This window comes from Candidatus Kapaibacterium sp. (assembly GCA_023957315.1).
Lineage (GTDB): Bacteria > Bacteroidota > Ignavibacteria > Kapaibacteriales > UBA2268 > PGYU01.
On sequence record JAMLHE010000004.1, the window covers coordinates 54,267 to 71,418 of the forward strand.

A 17,152-nucleotide genomic window follows, 5' to 3' on the forward strand; every position below is an offset into this window, starting at 1 on the left:
CAGTATGAAAATAATTGCATTTATAAGTTTTTTATTATTTTTATTAGTTAATCTTTACAGCCAAAATCCTGAGATTAAGGTTAGTGCCGATACTAATAATGTACTAATCGGCGAGCATGTTAAGTTGACTTTTGAATATTTGGGTCAGTCCGGCGATAAAGTCACTTTTCCGATTTTGGGCGATACTTTAGGTCCATTTGATATAATCGAAATAGGCAATATTGACACGAGCAAAAGCGATAGGAATTTGATTTTGAAGCGAATTGTAACAGTGACCTCGTTCGACACAGGACTGGTCAGCCTTCCGTCAATTCCATTCGTTTACGAGCGACAAGATTATGATTCTCCCTTTGTTGCAAATTCCGATGAGCTAATTTTGTATTTTGCGACTGTCCAGCTTGATTCTGCTGCTGATTTGAAAGACATCAAAGGTCCGATTGAAATACCAATCACATTTGCCGAGCTTTTGCCTTATATTTTGATAGTTTTGGGAGTGGGCTTGCTTATTGTTGCAATTGTGGTGATACTTTATAAACGAAAGCGTAAAGTTAAAGTGCCAGTCATTGAAAAGTATGACCCTACTATTCCGGCGGATTTGGAGGCATTGCAAGCGCTAAAAGAATTGGAACACAGAAAGATTTGGCAAACAGGACGGCACAAGGTCTATCATTCGGATTTGACAGATATTTTGCGAACATATATTCACCGAATTTACGACATCAATGCCCATGAATTGACAAGCGATGAGATTTTAACCGAATTGCGGAGCAAAGAGCCTTCACCCGAAGCATTGGATATTTTGCAGAAAATATTGTCAATTGCCGATTTGACCAAATTTGCCAAATTTACACCGTCTGACACACAAAATCATGATAGCATGACTATGGCAGTAGCCTTTGTGAATCAGACTAAATCGAGAATTATGTTGGAATCAAGCGAAACATCAGTGGAGGAAAAAAACAATGTTTGATGGAGTAACTTTTGCAAATCCCGAGTATTTCTATGTAATGCTCGCAATTCCGATTTTTTTGCTTTGGTATATTTTGCGTCAAAAAAAGCAATATGCTACGCTGACAATTCCGACTGAGACGCCTTTCAAGAATGCAAAACTTTCGCCTCGTAAAATTCTGCGGCATTTTCCGATTGTATTACGAGTGGCTGCATTTGCACTTTTGGTAACGGCTTTGGCACGTCCTCAGACATCGTCAAGCTCGCAAACTGTCTCGACCGAAGGGATTGATATAATCATGGCAATTGATGTTTCGACTTCGATGTTGGCAGAAGATTTTAAGCCAAATAGAATCGAAGCTGCCAAAAAAACAGCAACTGAATTTGTCGAAAATAGATTAAACGACCGCATTGGTCTTGTGGTTTTTGCCGGTGAAAGCTTTACACTATGCCCGGTGACGATTGACCATGCTGTCTTGAAAAACCTGCTTGCTACGGTAAAAGAAGGCATGGTGGAGGACAATACTGCAATTGGAATGGGTCTGGCAACGGCTGTTTCGCGACTTAAAGACAGCAAAGCAAAAAGCAAAGTAGTGGTACTGCTGACTGATGGTGTAAATAATGCGGGCTTCATTGCTCCTCTGACAGCTGCTGAAATTGCCCAAACATACGGAATCAGAGTTTATACAATTGGCGTCGGTACTCGCGGTATGGCTCCTTACCCCATCAAAACGCAATTCGGCACTCAATATCGCAATCTCGAAGTTCAGATTGACGAGGATATTTTGAAGCAAATTGCAAGTATGACTAATGGGAAATATTTCCGCGCCACAAACAACAAGGTTTTGCAGGAAATTTATACAGAAATTGATGAATTAGAAACCACCAAAGTGGATGTCTCTGTGTTCAAGAAATTTCATGAAGAATTTCCGCCTTTTGTAATGATTGCCTTTGTTTTAATTTTTATCGAACTATTATTCCGATATACTTATTTGAGGACATTACCTTGAGCAAAGCTCTACCGGTCGAGCTACAAGCAAAATTTTCAGAGATTAGGCACGAAATCACGTCAAGACTTGAGCATTTTTCGCAAGTCAAAGTTGAGCATTATTTTTACGAATTATGTTTTTGTATTTGCACACCGCAATCAAAAGCCCAAAACGCATATTTAGTCCAACTTGCATTGCAAAAGCTCAACTTCCGCAATAAAGAAATCGACCCAACTCCTTTGTTGCGAAACCCTGCGAATTATATCAGATTTCACAACCAAAAGGCTCGCCGATTATTAGAAATGCGTGAGCAATATCCCGAAATCGAACAAGTGCTGCGTTCCGATGATTCACCGGTTGAAAAAAGGCGATGGCTGACTGAGAATCTAAATGGCTTTGGGATGAAAGAAAGCAGCCATTTTCTTCGGAATATCGGATGTCGCGATTTGGCAATTTTAGACCGTCATATTTTGAAGCATCTTGCTAATTGCGGACTTTATGAGGAAATTCCCAAACTCGGCACTAAAAGCAGATATTTAGAAATCGAAAAAGATTTTAAAAATTATGCTGCCGACTTAAACGTTACTATTGACGAATTAGATTTGCTGTTTTGGAGTTACGAAACAGGTGAGATTTTTAAATAAATTAGCTGAAAAAGATGACAATAGAGGATTTGAACTCGGATTCGAGAATCGAAAAGATAGAATTTTCAAACGGATATTTGCAATTTTACTGGGAAGATTATTTCCAGGACAGAATTTTCGAATTGCGGATTAAGACTGATTATTGCTACGTCAACACGCGAATGGAAGAACTGGCATATGAATTTTGCCGATTACGCAAATTTGATTTGAAAGACTATCTAAAAATTGACGAAAAATCGCAATTGTATCTGATGCCTGCTGATTTTGTTTCGCAAATGAAAATCGCCCGCAACAAGATGAATCTTGCCGTTGGGCTGAACTCCACTGAATGGCGACACTTTTTCCAAGTGCAAGGAGATGGTTTGGTGCTTGCTTGTCCCGTCAAAAATTGGGATAATGTTGATATTGAAGAAATCGGAACAATGATAAATATCAATCCGAATTAAGCCAATTTTCAAGCATTTTGCCGCCTTGCTTTGTAATAATTGATTCGGGATGAAATTGGATACCACACACATCATCACTCTTGTGACGAAGCGACATTATGATTCCATCTTCAGAATATGATGTAATTGTAAGAGTTTCGGGGAAATCAGACTCTGCAACTGCCCACGAATGATAACGACCAACAAGAATCGGTTTTTCGAGACCGCTAAAAAGCTTTTCATTTTCATCGCAAATCTGAATTTCAGATGCAATTCCGTGTCGTACTTGGGGCAAATTCAACAATTCACCACCATAATATCTGGCGATAATTTGATGTCCGAGACATATTCCAAGAAACTTTTTTGAATGTTTGAATCTATTCAATAAGGCATAATGCTTTGTGTATTCGTCAGGATGTCCGGGACCCGGTGAAATAATTATATGGCTGTACGCATCACAAATTTCAATGTCAAAAATGTCATACCGTACTACATCGCATGAATGACCAATTTTGCGTAATAATTCAACTACGTTGAACGTGAAGGAATCGAAATTATCAATCAAAAGAATTCTTGGTCTCTTCATGAAATCTCATAGCTATTTACAAAGTGCATCTTAAGTGGCTTCCGACGCAAATAAACAGGATGATAATCTAATGTTTGAACAATAGGCACAGGGCGGCGATTGGAATAATTCTCCGCACCGACTGCCATTATAGCCAGATAAAATGTAAAAATCAAGGTAAATATGAATTTTTTTGCAATCATTTTGCCATTACGTATAAGAATTTTCTTTTGCCTACTTTGAGCAAACGTTTCGATGTCAAGTCAATTTCAAAAAATGTATCAGCAATTTTTTCGCCGTCAATAGTCACTCCGCCTTGCTCGATTAGTCTTCGAGCTTCTTTTTTGGAAGGTGCTAATTGTGTAAGCACCAACAATTCGTCGGCTCTGAAAGATGGCTCCTCCAATAGCATTTCGTCAATCACATCGGGAATGTCTTTGTTGACAAAAATTCTCTCGAACTCTTCAAAAGCCGCTTTTGCAGCATCTTCCTTATGATAAACAGCTACGATTTTCATTGCAGTATCTACTTTGGCGTTTCTCGGATGTATAGTCCCGTCTGCGAGCCCGCTTTCTAATTTTGCGACTTCTGAATCAGGCATAAAAGCTGCATAATGTGCATATCGTGAAATAACATTATCGGGGATTGACATCACTTTGCCAAACATTTCACGCGGCGTATCGGTAATTGCTATGTAATTATCGAGCGACTTGGACATCTTTTGCACTCCGTCAGTGCCTTCGAGAATCGGCATAGTCAAGATACATTGCGCTTCTTCGCCGTAAGATTTTTGAACTTCTCTACCTACAAGGAGATTGAATTTTTGGTCAGTGCCGCCCAACTCGACATCCGATTTAATATGGACAGAATCCATTGCTTGAGCGAGTGGATATAGAAATTCATGAAGACTGATTGGAGTACCTGAATGATAACGTTTGGAGAAATCATCTCGCTCGAGAAGTTGAGCCACAGTATATTTTGAAGTCAATTTGACTACATCCATAAAATTCATTTTATTGAGCCAATCCGAATTATACACTACTTCGAGCCTGTCCGAACTAAGGATAATCGTCGCTTGTTCGAGGTAAGATTGCCCATTTATTCTCGTATCTTCGATTGTCAGGTGCGGGCGAGTTTTGGATTTGCCCGTTGGGTCGCCAATCATCGCCGTAAAATCACCGATAATCAAAATGGCTTTGTGTCCCAAATCTTGGAATTGGCGCATCTTGTGCAACACCACAGCATGACCTATATGCAAATCAGGTCGGCTTGGGTCTGCACCTAACTTTATTCTCATCGGTTGATTTGTCTTGATTGAGCGTTCGATTTTGTGTGTTAATTCATCTTCTGGAAGTAAATCAACAACGCCTTGTTTGATTAAATCCATCTGTTCGTTCAGTGACGGAAACATAGTATATATTCTGTTTGTTTATAAACAAAGCATAACGTAATTACAATAGATTTATTAAAAATGCAGATTATTACAAGGTTGCAATCACTATAGCGATTATCGCTCCTATGATTGCAAGTACTGCAATAGTCGTTGCGGTAGATAGACTTTTTTTCAGAGCCGCTGTCTCGGTGCCGAATTTTGTGATTTTGCGTTGGAGCTCGTCAATTTTTTTGCTGTCATTGTCTGGCATGACACTCGAAAATTCTTTACTGCTCTGAAATGAAGCCGGCAATCGTCCTAAAATTTCGTCATGGGATTTGCTTTTTTCTTGGATTGATTCAATCAATTTGTGCATAGCATCGAATTTGTTTTGGAAATCCGTTTCAATAATACCTATGCTATTTTGGTCAATTTCAGACTTATTGGCATTAACAGATGAAAATATACTTTTGAGCGTATCCATCTCTTTGTAGAAATTCCTGACTTCTTCGCGATATCTGTCCTGGAAAGCCCAATATATTTGGTCGAAATAAACAATTCGTTTTTCGACGGAAACGAGCTTTGCCATCAATTTATCTTCAGTTTTTGAAATTTCTCTCGAAATTGCTTCACTTAGATTTTTGTCGGCATTTTCAAGAAATTTCTCAACTTCGCGATTGGACCTGTTTTTGATTTCATTTGAAAGATTGATAAAAGCATTTGATTCTTTTTGCAGGAATTCGTATTGCACATTAAGCGATTTTTGGATTTCGCTGATTTCTTCGACTGCTTTGAAGTAGGATTTTTGCAATTTCTCCAAATCCGAAATTTCGGAATATTTTTCTAAGGTTTTGAGTGTTTCGATATTAATGATTTTGATAACATCGTCATATTTTTGTTTAATGCTGTAAAAATCATTGTTTATAACTTTGTAAAATTCTTGAACTTGTTTCTTCAAATCTCCAACAAAATACTCGTAGTTTTCGCGGTCTCGTTCAAGCGTCTCGAAAGCACGATTATACTTCATGGCATGCTCGCGAATCATGTCGAACAAACCTCTGATTTCGGGTCTTATTGCCTTGTTTTCTGCCATTCTTCGGTATATTGATTAAAAAAACTGAGACTTTCGAGAATTTGTTCTAAATAGTAAACTTCCAAATCATCATTATAACTTTCTGCATACCTGTAAATATAATCGTAAATTTTATCACGATATTCGGGGTCTGTATCGAATTTTTCTTTAAGATAATCTTTGACATAATACTCAAGCACGCCAATTTCGGCTAACTCATCAAGATATGTCTTGGGTTCGAGTTGGCTTTTGATTCTAAGTAATCGCTTTAGCTTTTCTTTTTGTATTATATCCATCAAATCAAACCTGTCAAATCAATCCCATTCAAATAGTTTATATATAGTAATATGTAAATCGGTAACTTTACGAATTTCTTTATAATATAAACTTAGCAAAAAGTTTGCCACATAGTGAATAATGTATATAAACAAAAAAACTGCCGCGTTATTAGACGAGACAGTTTTTTAAGATTGTTATGGTTAATTACGCTTACTTGACCATCATTAATTCACCGTTGATAGCTGAATCACCTACTAAAATTCGGTAATAATAAGCACCTGTTGGCAATGATTTTGGTTCCCATACTGTACGAACTTGACCGGGAACGACATAAGCTAAATCCTTGTCGTAAACTTTTTTGCCCGAAGCATCAGTTATCTGTAGTTGAACTCTTGTGAAAGTTTTGGCTTCAAACTCGATTGTCACAGCTTGTGTAAACGGATTCGGATAAGTTCCAACATTTGCAATATAATCATTTACTGAATTTGCAGGACCTGTATAGAAAAACCACACCTGAGACCAATCGGATTTGCCATTACCCAAATCAGCTCTAACTTTCCAGAAATACTGTGTATTATCACTCAATCCTGATACTGTGTGAGTAGTCGTGGTAACTGTCGGTTCGTCTTCAATTACTTGTGTAAATTTGTTATCGGTAGCAAGCAAGAATTCATACGATATAGCTCCGTTGTATAATTCCCAACTGAAAGTAGTTTCCAATGGTACGTATTCTGTGTTATTTGCCGGTGCAATCAAGAGTGGACCGCCAATTCCTGTTTCAAATTTCCAAACTACTGACCATTCGCCCGGACCATCGACGCTATAAGCGCGGACTCTCCAATAGAATGTCGAATTTGGTGCTAAAGTCGGGAATGTATGACTTACAGAACTGATTGTATCTTGAGAGAAAATTAAGTCATTAAATTCCATATCATTGGCAATTTGCAAGTGATAGCGAACTGCATTATTCATCGAAAACCATAAGAATTGCACTGACGAAGGAAGATTCTTTGATTCATTCGCAGGAATACGGAGACTAACCGCTTGAAGTCTTGTTTTCAATGTCCATACTTCAGACCATGTACCGAAATTATCATCATCTTCGACTCGGACTCTCCAGTGGTAACTTGTAAATGGTTCTAATGCTACAGTATGTTTAACAGCGTCTGCGACACTATCATCAATTGCCTTTTCGATAAAGTCGGAATTTTTTGCCACTTGGACATGATATAATTCGGGTCCACCGAATTGAGTCCATTGTAATTCAGGCGAAATTAGTTGGTTGACAGCCATATTTGGAGGCGAAGTCAACATAACCGGTGCATATGCTGTCAAAAATTCTCTCATATCAGACCATTCGCTCATTCCGAATTCATTCGATGAACTGAGAATTGCATAATATCTTGTGTTATAATTCAATCCGTTCACCATATGCGAAGTGCCGACTATTCCGGTTTCATCGTAAAATGGTTCGGAAGCATCGGGATTTGTGCTGATTTTAAGATTGTAACTTGTAGCTTCTAATGCCGGATTCCAAGTGAACTCCAAGTCTATGCTGTTGCCGACTGAAAGGTGCTCGGGAGTTATAAATCTCGGAGGTCCAAGTACAGTAGTAAATGCCCAAACTTCAGACCAATAACTTGTCGAATTATCATTGATAGCTCTAACACGCCAGAAATATTTAGTCAAACCGTCAAGTTTAGGTGTTGCAATTTTCGTTTCAATCACATTGTCATTTGTGAAGAAAATTACGCTGAAATCTTCGGTAGTCGAGACTTGAACTTCGTATTTGTCCGCTCCCCAAACTTCTTCCCAGTCTAATTCGGTGGAAACAGCAACGCCTACAGAATCATTTGCAGGAGATACAAGCACAGGTGGAGCAATTTTGGTAGTAAATACATGTGTACTTGACCAAGGACTGACCGCTGAATGATTTTTAGCTCTAACACGCCAGTAATACTTAGTGTTGTATGTGAAATCAGATTGCATAATATGCGAAGTATCGGAAAGTGTTATTGATTCGAAATTGAAGAAGTATTCATCGTCAATCGAAACATGAACTTGATATAATTCAGACATTTCGACGCTTTTCCATATTAATTCCAAACCGTTTTCTATATCGAATGAATTATGAGCAGGGTTTATGATTTCCGGTGCTGTAAGTATTTCAGGGTCAATAGCACGATATATCATACCGGACTCGCCACCCATAAAAAATGTATTGTCTTCGTTTATAGCATATGCAGTAATTATTTCAGAATGATAATCGCCCCTGATGTAATCGAATGTTGCCCCTTTGTCATCAGATGTAGCTATTGTACTTGATAAAGAGAAATTTGCAGGTAGCATATAAACACCGGAAACGAAAATTTTTCCATTTTGGTCTGCAAAGACTTTATCTGCGTACGTAAGCCCTGTATTCAGCTTTGTGAACTGACTTGGTGTACTTGATTTGTATAAGCCATCCCAAGTTGCAATATAAACATTTCCGTCAGGCGAAGGAAATATGTCTTTAATGCTCCCTCCTAATAAATTAGTCGGGGTCCATTTTGTACCTCCATCAGTTGAGTAGAAAGCCAAAGGTCCAGCTGAGACATAAATGTACTTGTTATTTGTAATAGCTAACTTGTAGGGTGGGTCATTACTTGGCAGAAAGCTTGGCGATATATCAATCCAATTATTACCATTATTAACAGTTATAAAAACATAACGCTTATCAATAGGTTCGCCCGGAGGGTCCGGCATGAAATAGTAATGAACGTTTGCAACGAAATGATTGTCCGGCGAAACTTGGACTGCATAAACGATAGTGTCCGCAAATCTTATTCGATTCCAAGCTGTAGCCGATTGGTCAGAAACATATAAACCTACATCCGTACCGACTAAAAAATTACCGACAGAATCCATCGCAAAATCATTCACCTTTTGACCAATATTTGAAATCATAGCCCAGCTATCACCGTAATCTAATGTTTGCCAAACTTCACCATCTGCCATTATTTTGAACATTCTGTCATTTTTTGCATAAAATATTCTGGATGTGGGAGCAGGGTGTGGATAAATTCTATCATCATCTTCAAACACATCACCATTACCGAGCGAATAGTTCGGTTTGCGACTGGAGAAATATGCAAATAGATTGTCGTTTGCTCCTTTGATTACACTGGTAACACCTTGACCACGGGTGGTTGAAGCAGGAACCCAAGAGAAATTGACTACGTCATCATGCACAAATACTCCGCCATATCGAGTTCCATAAACTACTCTGCCGTTTTTGTTAAAAGTAATTGTAGTTGCATTGAAATCAGGTAATGGTTCTTTATTAGGGTTTAAGGGACGGGTCATGAATGTATCCAATTCTGCCCAGGTCAAACCGCCATTGACTGATTCCATAACACCACGACCATTTGTTGCTGCAAAAACATAGCCCAAAGGAGAGCGTTTGAGGTCGTTAATGAAAAGATTTGTCAGCCCGCTGTTTTGACGTAACCATGTATCACCACCATCGCGAGAAACATAGATTCCGCCACCGTATGTGCCGGCTACAATGTAGTTCTGAGTTGTAGTTTCCAACGAAGTTATATCGCGATACATCAAACCCTCTCCGGTTTGAGTCCACGATGCTCCGTAATCCTTTGAAACATAAATTCCCCCACCATAAGTACCTACAAAGACATCGCCGTTAACTACGGATTTGATTGCTTTGACATGAAGGTGTTCTAATCCGTTGTTAGCCGGATTCCAAGATGCACCATTGTCTGTAGATTTGAAAATGCCATCAATTGTTCCAACATAAACTTCGTTGGTTCTGCCAAATTCGATTGCATTGATGTAGAAGTTTGTCAATCCTGAATTGTTTGCCGTCCAATCTGCACCACTATTTACAGAGGTATAAATTCCGGCACCCCAAACACCGACATATTGCTTGCCATTAGTTGCAGCCTTAGCTACGGTCACATAGTTTGTACCGGGGCTTGGTATTTTTGCAAACAAATCTTGCGATTTCAGCTCATGAGGCAAAATCATCCCGACGCAAAAAATCAGAAACAAAATGCCTTGGCATTTCAATCTCTGTAAATCGTAATCACATATCATAAATTCTCCCAAAAAAAAGTTAACATTATACTTATATAATATCAAAAAACAACAAAATGTTACAGACTTATTTTAAAATATGAAAATATATTTTTAAAAATAAGAAATAATCATACACTATATATGTATAAGCACCCTTTATATTTTTGCACCGTAATTATTTTGTTCAAAAAAAGTAAGGATGTTGCATGTGGATTGAAATCTTCAAAACGGGATTACACACAGATTCCAAGGGTAATGAGAGAAATTTCGATGCCGAAATGTTGGATAAAATTTCCGCAAAGTATAATCAAATGGTCGAACTCGACCGACATTCCGAATCACCGATTGTAAAAGGTCATCCAAAAGATGATTCTCCTGCCGTTGGATGGATTAGCAAGCTGAGTCGTAGAGGCGAAAAACTGCTCGGCAAAGCGCAATTTGTTGCCGATAATATTCTTGATGAACTCAAAAGCGGTGTGTTCAAAAATGTTTCTGTATCTCTTGGAGCGGATTTGGAGCTTCGCCATGTGGCATTGCTCGGAGCTGCTAATCCTGCCGTAAAGGGGCTTGATACCCTAAAGTATTCCGATTTTACGGAGAATCCGGAACATGAAACAGCAATTGAGGATGCTCCAAATGAAAAAGAAGCAGCCCAAACGGAGCCAAATTCGCGGATTAATAGAATCCAAGAAATGGCAAGGGAACTCACGCCGGCTCAAGAAGCTATGGTAGTGGAATTAGCCGAAAAATTTGCAGATAAATCAAATAACGGTTATGATTTTTTCGGGATTTTGGAGCGAATCATTACCTCGATGCTCGACAAAAGTCTGATTAGCGAATTCGCTATTGGATTTGAACGCATTCCCTCGAGCAAGAATTTCTCGCATACATCAGTGAATCCTGACAGATTATCTACTCATATCTCGGCTGAAAGGCTTTCGCAAAACGATAATATCAGCTATGAAGATGCTCTCAACATTATTTATTTTCAAAACCAATAAGGAGGATTTATGGCAGAACGTAGAATTGATGAATTACGGATGGTGGACCCTGTACTTACCACTCTCGCCCAAGGTTATACGAATGCTGCATTGGTGGCAGACAAACTGTTCCCCGTCGTTTTCGTCAACAAGTTGAAGAACAAAATTCCTATTTTCGGGAAAGAGGCTTTTTTAGTTCGTCAGACTGACCGTGCTATCCGCGCATCATCAAATAGGATTCCGCCCTACGAATTTGAGATGATGACAATCGAAACACGCGAGCGGGACATCGAAACGGCTATTGATTATCTCGAAGAAGATGAAACGCCGACATTTTTCAAATTGGAGCAAAAAATCGCCAAAGATTTGAAGGACATTCTTAATCTCGGCTGGGAAAAGGATGCCGCAAGCCTTGCACAAGACGAAACTAATTACGAAATCGGTCTGACGCAAGAATTGACAAGTCTTGAGGCTTTCGATGATTACGAATCTGACACCGACCCTATTGCAATTATCCGTAATGCAATGTCGGCTGTACGTGGTCATATTGCAAAATATCCGAACGTAATGATACTTGGCGATTCGACTTACCAAGCATTATTAGACCACCCCAAAATTCTCGAACGAATCAAATACAACGGCTTGAGCAAAGTAACTACTTCCATTTTAGCCCAAATCCTTGATTTGGAACAAGTGTACGTAGGCAAAGCAGTAGAATGTGATGTTGATGGAGAGCATAGTGATATTTGGCAAGACAATATTGTACTTGCATATGTAGATGACAATCAATCAAACCGACGCTCCGAATTTAACCCAAGCTTTGGATATACTTTTCGACGTGAAAATATGCCCGAAGTGGATTCATACTTTGAAAATGGCGGAAAGATGAAAGTAGTTCGTTGCACCGATAATTATAGTGTCAACCTAACTTCAAAAGCTGCCGGATTTTTAATCAAACATACTAATCATTCATAATCGGAGGAATAAATCATGTCGTTAAATAATAAAAATTATGCTCCCATTCAGACAATGACTATCAAAGCTACTGAAGATATACCGGCTTTCAGATTTGTAGATTTCGCGGGTGCTTTATGTGCTGATGGCTTAAAATCACTCGGTGCAACAGATAATCTTTGCAATGAGGGCGATTTCGCCGCCGTTACCACAATAGGAATTGTACTTGTCGAAGCGTCCGGCTCAATCGGTCTTGGTGCTGATGTGAAATCAGATGTTGACGGTAAAGCAGCCAATGCAAGTGTGGGGGAATATGTCAACGGGCATTCATTGGACGAAGGAGTTGCAGGTGATTTGATAAGAGTTTTGCTCACTACATAGGACATAGATATGGCATACAGCGATGACGACGACTTACTATTGCAAATATCGTTTGCTGATTTGGCACGACTATCAGGCGATGATACCGGCAGTGCAATTGACGAGGACAGAGTCAGCGAAGCTCGACGTAATTCCGATGCACTAATAGATTCATTCTTGAGCGGCAGATACAAACTGCCGCTCGAATCTGTCCCGGAAATAATTCGAACCATTTCAATTGATTTGACTGTTTACTTTTTGCACGAATACAGATACCGCGACTCTTTGATACCTACTGCCATTGTTGCTTTACGTGTGAATTCGGAAAGGGTTTTGTCCATGGTTCAAAAAGGTGATTTAGTTTTATTCGAATCAAATAGCAACCCTCCGGAAATTATTACTAATAAAACGGGATATAAAATTTTCCAAGGAAACAAAACTGATGTATTCTTTAGCTGAAAATATTGAGAGGTACAAAATGACTATTAAAAGTTTGTATTTATTTCATGTAATCAAACGCCATGCAATTTGGCTTATCATGCTTATTGGAGCAGTTCTATTGTTTAATCCTCAAATTGAAGAATTGACTACAATCATGTTTATAATTACAGTCGAATTGATTGCAATTGCACTTTCGGGGGTAGCAACTTATGTTTATACTCGGATAGATTTCCCAAGCCATTCGCCTATTGTATTAGGTTTCATCTTTCTTGGAGTGCATATTTGTGCAGGTTTGACAATTTTGGGTGTTTATTTAGTACAATTCGGATAATAAAATGAAATATTTAATGATATTATTTTTCTTATGCGTAAGTGTCTATTCTAAAGAGCGTTACGAAATAATATGTAGAAGCGATTTGCTTTATTTATCGGAATCAATTGCTAAATTGGAAATTGGAACTATTGAAAGCGGTAAAAATCGGGGTGATGTAGAAAAATATCATAAGATTATGAAGCTATCTTTGGGCGAACCCTATTGCGCTGCCGGTGTCTATTATTGCTTTGCCATCGCAGCGGATTCGCTCAAACTCAGCCGAACAGAAATTCCAATTGCAAAAAGCCCCTTAGCAAATAGTATTTATACTAATGCAAAAGCAAAAGGCAAATGAACTACTTACAAAGCAAAGCGACATGATTTGATTATTTGGAGAAAAGGAAAATCCCGATTTGGGCATATCGAAAGAGTGATTGAAGTGCTCCCGCACGGGAATGTCCGGACAATTGGGTTCAATGTCAAATCGCCCGATAATCCAAAAATTGAAGGTGTATTTATTAGGCGACGCAACATTCATTCTTTTTTAAACGCTATGCATATTCGTGGAATAATAGGATTCAGACATGTTCAACACTAATTTGCTCAAAAATCACACAATGACAATTGATTTCGAGACGGCTTGGTTTCCATTATTTGTGCTGGATAAAAATCAAAGCAGAATTATTCGCAAGGCTGCATCATTGCAAGTTTATTGGAATAATTTAGCTGTTACGGGTGATTATCCGTTAATTAAATTTGCTGTATCGAACGACAGAATTGCATATAAAATAATCCAAACCGTCGAGCCTGACGTGGGCAATAATATTACCGATTCAATATTTTTATCCTTAAATGCTGATTATGTATTTATTAAAATAATATTTGAATCGCGAGATGCAATTTCAGGCAATCTGAATTTAGTTCTTTCTTATAATTAATCGAATAAAATGAAACAAATTCTATTTATATCGCTCCTGTCCTTATTGGCAGGAGCTTTAATTTATCATATTTTATTGCCCGAGAAAGCGGAAAATGTGCGAATAATAAAAAATATCGTCCGCGATACAGTTTTCCAAATCGAATATCGAGAACCAATAATAATCGAAAAAGCCAAGCCGGAAATACTTTACCGTAGTGATACTGTATATGTAACTCAATCATTTTCGGCAATTTTAGATACAGTAGTCCATTACGATACCGTATTTGTGCGATACGATTTTCCGGAGCATTTAATTAATTTATCTGTTAGGCATAAAGCTGATACAAATGCAATCGCAGAAATCATTGTCGAAAATAAAGTCGCAGAATCGCAAAGTTCGTGGGAAACGGTTCTAATCGCTATCGCATCAGTTGTGATTGGTTTCTTGTTGGGCAATTCATCAAAATAAAAGGAAATAATTATGCAGAAAAAATATCTTACCTCCGAACTTGTCAGGCGCGAAAACAGGTTGTCGTTTTTTAATTATATCGGAATTTTGCCCAATCCTGATGAAATATTGAGCAAGACAGGCAATTCCATCGAAAATTATCGCAAACTGAAATATGACCCACACGTTTGGAGTTGTATCCAATCACGCAAGAGCGGATTGCAAAATCTTGAATATTCTCTTTTAATAGACAACGTTGACCCGGCTTTAACTAAATTAATAGAGCAATTTATTTCCGAAATAAACATATCATCGCTAATTAGCGATATTGCGGAATCTGTACTTTACGGTTGGCAACCTTTCGAGTTTATTTGGAATGAAACTAATTCCGCCACCAGATATTTATTGCCTACCAAAATCCAAGCAAAACCACAGGAATGGTTTTGTTATGACACAAAAGGCAGATTGTGTTTAAAAGGAAAACATGCAGAGCCAATGCCGGTTTCGAAATTCAAGTTTGCAACTGCTAGCCATGAAGCGAGTTATGCCAATCCATATGGTGAAGCATTGCTGGCGAGATGCTATTGGGCTGTAACATTCAAAAACGGGGGACTTCGATTTTGGGTGAATTTCATGGAAAAATACGGAATGCCGATTTTGATAGGCAAATACAACCGTGGCGCCACCAAAGACGAAGCCGAGAACTTAGCCCAGGTGCTATCCGATATGCACGAGGACGCCGTAATTGTATCGCCCTCGGATATTGAAATCACTTTGGCAGAAGCCACCAGAACGTCCTCCACAGATTTGTATTTAGAAATGATTAATTTTTGCAATACGGAGATTTCTAAAGCATTGCTCTCTCAAACTTTGACCACGGAATTGAAAACCGGCTCTCTCGCCGCTGCTCAAACACATTACAAAATCAGACGCGAAATCATCACCGCTGATGCTAAAATCGCCGAAAGTTTCATCAATCATATTATCAAACTAATAGCAGAAATCAACTTCGGGGAAGTCAAGTCACCACAAATCAGATTGACATTAAACGATTCCGACAATAATCAGAAATTGGAAAGAGATATTCGATTACTCAATGCAGGCGTACCCTTCAATTTGGACTATTGGACTCGTACTTACGGATTGAAGAAAGAAGATTTGAATTTATAAATTAATCAGACTAGCACTTAAAAAAGTCAGAATTCGTTCATTATCGTATTTCATATGAGAGAGTGAAAATTATGCCATTATATATCCAAAAATATAAACAAAAGGTTGGACTTCCGCCCGGAGCACTTGTTCATATTGGTTCTGAACGCACTGAAAGTAGCAAGATTTCGCATATTTCATATAGTAGTGATGGAACTTTCGAGGAGAAAGAAGTCAGCAAAATCGAAGAACTCAAAATTGATGACCAAAGTTCGGGAGTAAATTGGATAAATGTTATTGGTGTGCACCAAACTGAAGTTATCGAAAGCATTGGCAATCATTTTGGATTGCATAAGCTAATCCAAGCCGATATAGTGAATACAAAGCATCGCCCCAAATTAGAAGATTTCGATGACCACATTTTTGTAGTGCTAAAGATGATATATTTTGATGAAAACGAGAAAATTATCAACGAACAAATAAGTTTGATAGTCGGCAAAAATTTTGTTGTTTCATTTCAAGAAATCGAAGGTGACGTATTTGAACCAATTAGAATCAGATTAAGAAATAGTAACGGACAAATTAGAAAAAGAGGTGCTGATTATCTCGCTTACACTTTGATTGATACAATAGTTGACAACTACTTTGTGGTATTGGAAAGAATTAGCGAGAAAATCGAAAACATAGAAGAGCAATTGCTCAAAAATCCTACCCAAGACACTACTCTTGAAATCCACACACTCAAGAGAGAACTTATATTGCTAAGACGCTCAGTTTCGCCCCTCAGAGAAGTCGTCGGAACACTTGAAAGGGGCGAATCAAAACTCATACATAAAACGACACGAATCTACCTCAAAGACGTTTACGACCATGTAATTCAGGTGATTGACACTATCGAATCATCGAGAGACTTGCTATCCGGTATGCTTGACGTATATCTCACTACCGTCAGCAATAAGATGAATAGTGTGATGAAGGTGCTGACTGTCATCGCAACAATATTTATGCCTCTGACCTTCATTGCCGGAGTTTACGGTATGAATTTCCAAAATATGCCCGAACTAACTTGGAAATATGGCTATTTCTTCGCTTTAGCACTAATGTTTGCAATAGGGTTGCTGATGCTCATTTTCTTCAAACGTAAGAAGTGGTTGTGAAGTCTGAACTATGATTTTTATGATTAAAATGAATCAAAGTCTGAACTATGATTTATATGA

The 17,152-nt window shown here is 38.4% G+C and carries 20 protein-coding genes; 14 read left to right on the top strand and 6 right to left on the bottom strand.

All coding sequences use genetic code 11. The annotated features are described in order from the left end of the window. Positions 1-4 precede the first annotated feature (4 nt). From M9949_05335 to M9949_05350, 4 genes are read left to right on the top strand one after another with little or no spacing between them, the layout of a single operon-like run. Positions 5-970, top strand: coding sequence for a hypothetical protein (locus tag M9949_05335; GenBank protein ID MCO5250830.1), 966 nt, complete (start codon positions 5-7; stop codon positions 968-970). Further along, positions 963-1,958 carry a VWA domain-containing protein gene (locus tag M9949_05340; protein ID MCO5250831.1) on the top strand — a complete coding sequence of 332 codons (996 nt, stop codon included), beginning with the start codon at positions 963-965 and terminating at the stop codon, positions 1,956-1,958. The genes M9949_05335 and M9949_05340 overlap by 8 nt, the downstream gene beginning before the upstream one ends. Further along, positions 1,955-2,581 (top strand): N-glycosylase/DNA lyase, encoded by a 627-nt coding sequence (locus M9949_05345; protein MCO5250832.1) that lies wholly within the window; start codon positions 1,955-1,957, stop codon positions 2,579-2,581. The genes M9949_05340 and M9949_05345 overlap by 4 nt, the downstream gene beginning before the upstream one ends. A gap of 14 nt (positions 2,582-2,595) precedes the next feature. After that, entirely contained in the window at positions 2,596-3,027 is a 432-nt protein-coding gene (locus M9949_05350) for a hypothetical protein (GenBank protein MCO5250833.1), read from the top strand. On the opposite strand, the gene M9949_05355 is transcribed toward M9949_05350, so the two are convergent. The 6 genes from M9949_05355 to M9949_05380 form a co-directional block, all read right to left on the bottom strand. Further along, entirely contained in the window at positions 3,014-3,592 is a 579-nt protein-coding gene (locus M9949_05355) for an aminodeoxychorismate/anthranilate synthase component II (protein ID MCO5250834.1), read from the bottom strand. The two genes, M9949_05350 and M9949_05355, sit on opposite strands and share 14 nt — an antisense overlap. Beyond that, positions 3,589-3,774, bottom strand: a complete 186-nt coding sequence (locus M9949_05360) for a hypothetical protein (protein MCO5250835.1) — start codon at positions 3,772-3,774, stop codon at positions 3,589-3,591. The genes M9949_05355 and M9949_05360 overlap by 4 nt, the downstream gene beginning before the upstream one ends. Then, complete coding sequence (tyrS, locus tag M9949_05365; GenBank protein ID MCO5250836.1) at positions 3,771-4,982, bottom strand: tyrosine--tRNA ligase; 1,212 nt, start codon at positions 4,980-4,982, stop codon at positions 3,771-3,773. Before tyrS ends, M9949_05360 begins: the two co-directional genes overlap by 4 nt. A 70-nt stretch (positions 4,983-5,052) precedes the next feature. Then, a complete protein-coding gene (locus tag M9949_05370) occupies positions 5,053-6,036 on the bottom strand; it encodes a hypothetical protein (GenBank protein MCO5250837.1) in 984 nt (327 codons plus the stop codon). Continuing rightward, complete coding sequence (locus M9949_05375) at positions 6,015-6,311, bottom strand: hypothetical protein (GenBank protein ID MCO5250838.1); 297 nt, start codon at positions 6,309-6,311, stop codon at positions 6,015-6,017. The genes M9949_05370 and M9949_05375 overlap by 22 nt, the downstream gene beginning before the upstream one ends. A gap of 193 nt (positions 6,312-6,504) precedes the next feature. After that, positions 6,505-10,389 carry a hypothetical protein gene (locus M9949_05380; protein ID MCO5250839.1) on the bottom strand — a complete coding sequence of 1,295 codons (3,885 nt, stop codon included), beginning with the start codon at positions 10,387-10,389 and terminating at the stop codon, positions 6,505-6,507. A gap of 188 nt (positions 10,390-10,577) precedes the next feature. Here M9949_05380 and M9949_05385 point away from each other — a divergent pair, with 188 nt between their 5' ends. The 10 genes from M9949_05385 (at position 10,578) to corA (ending at position 17,092) form a co-directional block, all read left to right on the top strand. After that, complete coding sequence (locus tag M9949_05385) at positions 10,578-11,372, top strand: hypothetical protein (protein MCO5250840.1); 795 nt, start codon at positions 10,578-10,580, stop codon at positions 11,370-11,372. Positions 11,373-11,381: 9 nt separating this feature from the next. Next, on the top strand, positions 11,382-12,326 hold the full coding sequence (locus M9949_05390; GenBank protein MCO5250841.1) for a major capsid protein: 945 nt from the start codon (positions 11,382-11,384) through the stop codon (positions 12,324-12,326). A gap of 15 nt (positions 12,327-12,341) precedes the next feature. Continuing rightward, positions 12,342-12,686 (top strand): DUF2190 family protein, encoded by a 345-nt coding sequence (locus tag M9949_05395; protein MCO5250842.1) that lies wholly within the window; start codon positions 12,342-12,344, stop codon positions 12,684-12,686. Between the two features lie 9 nt (positions 12,687-12,695). Next, positions 12,696-13,124 (top strand): DUF1320 domain-containing protein, encoded by a 429-nt coding sequence (locus tag M9949_05400; protein ID MCO5250843.1) that lies wholly within the window; start codon positions 12,696-12,698, stop codon positions 13,122-13,124. A 19-nt stretch (positions 13,125-13,143) separates the two neighbouring features. Continuing rightward, positions 13,144-13,437 (top strand): hypothetical protein, encoded by a 294-nt coding sequence (locus tag M9949_05405; GenBank protein ID MCO5250844.1) that lies wholly within the window; start codon positions 13,144-13,146, stop codon positions 13,435-13,437. Between the two features lie 4 nt (positions 13,438-13,441). Then, on the top strand, positions 13,442-13,774 hold the full coding sequence (locus tag M9949_05410; GenBank protein MCO5250845.1) for a hypothetical protein: 333 nt from the start codon (positions 13,442-13,444) through the stop codon (positions 13,772-13,774). A gap of 229 nt (positions 13,775-14,003) precedes the next feature. Beyond that, positions 14,004-14,357, top strand: coding sequence for a hypothetical protein (locus tag M9949_05415; GenBank protein ID MCO5250846.1), 354 nt, complete (start codon positions 14,004-14,006; stop codon positions 14,355-14,357). Between the two features lie 9 nt (positions 14,358-14,366). Next, a complete protein-coding gene (locus tag M9949_05420) occupies positions 14,367-14,807 on the top strand; it encodes a hypothetical protein (protein ID MCO5250847.1) in 441 nt (146 codons plus the stop codon). 12 nt (positions 14,808-14,819) lie between these two features. After that, positions 14,820-15,956, top strand: a complete 1,137-nt coding sequence (locus M9949_05425) for a DUF935 domain-containing protein (protein ID MCO5250848.1) — start codon at positions 14,820-14,822, stop codon at positions 15,954-15,956. A 71-nt stretch (positions 15,957-16,027) separates the two neighbouring features. Continuing rightward, on the top strand, positions 16,028-17,092 hold the full coding sequence (corA, locus tag M9949_05430; protein MCO5250849.1) for a magnesium/cobalt transporter CorA: 1,065 nt from the start codon (positions 16,028-16,030) through the stop codon (positions 17,090-17,092). Positions 17,093-17,152: the final 60 nt, after the last annotated feature.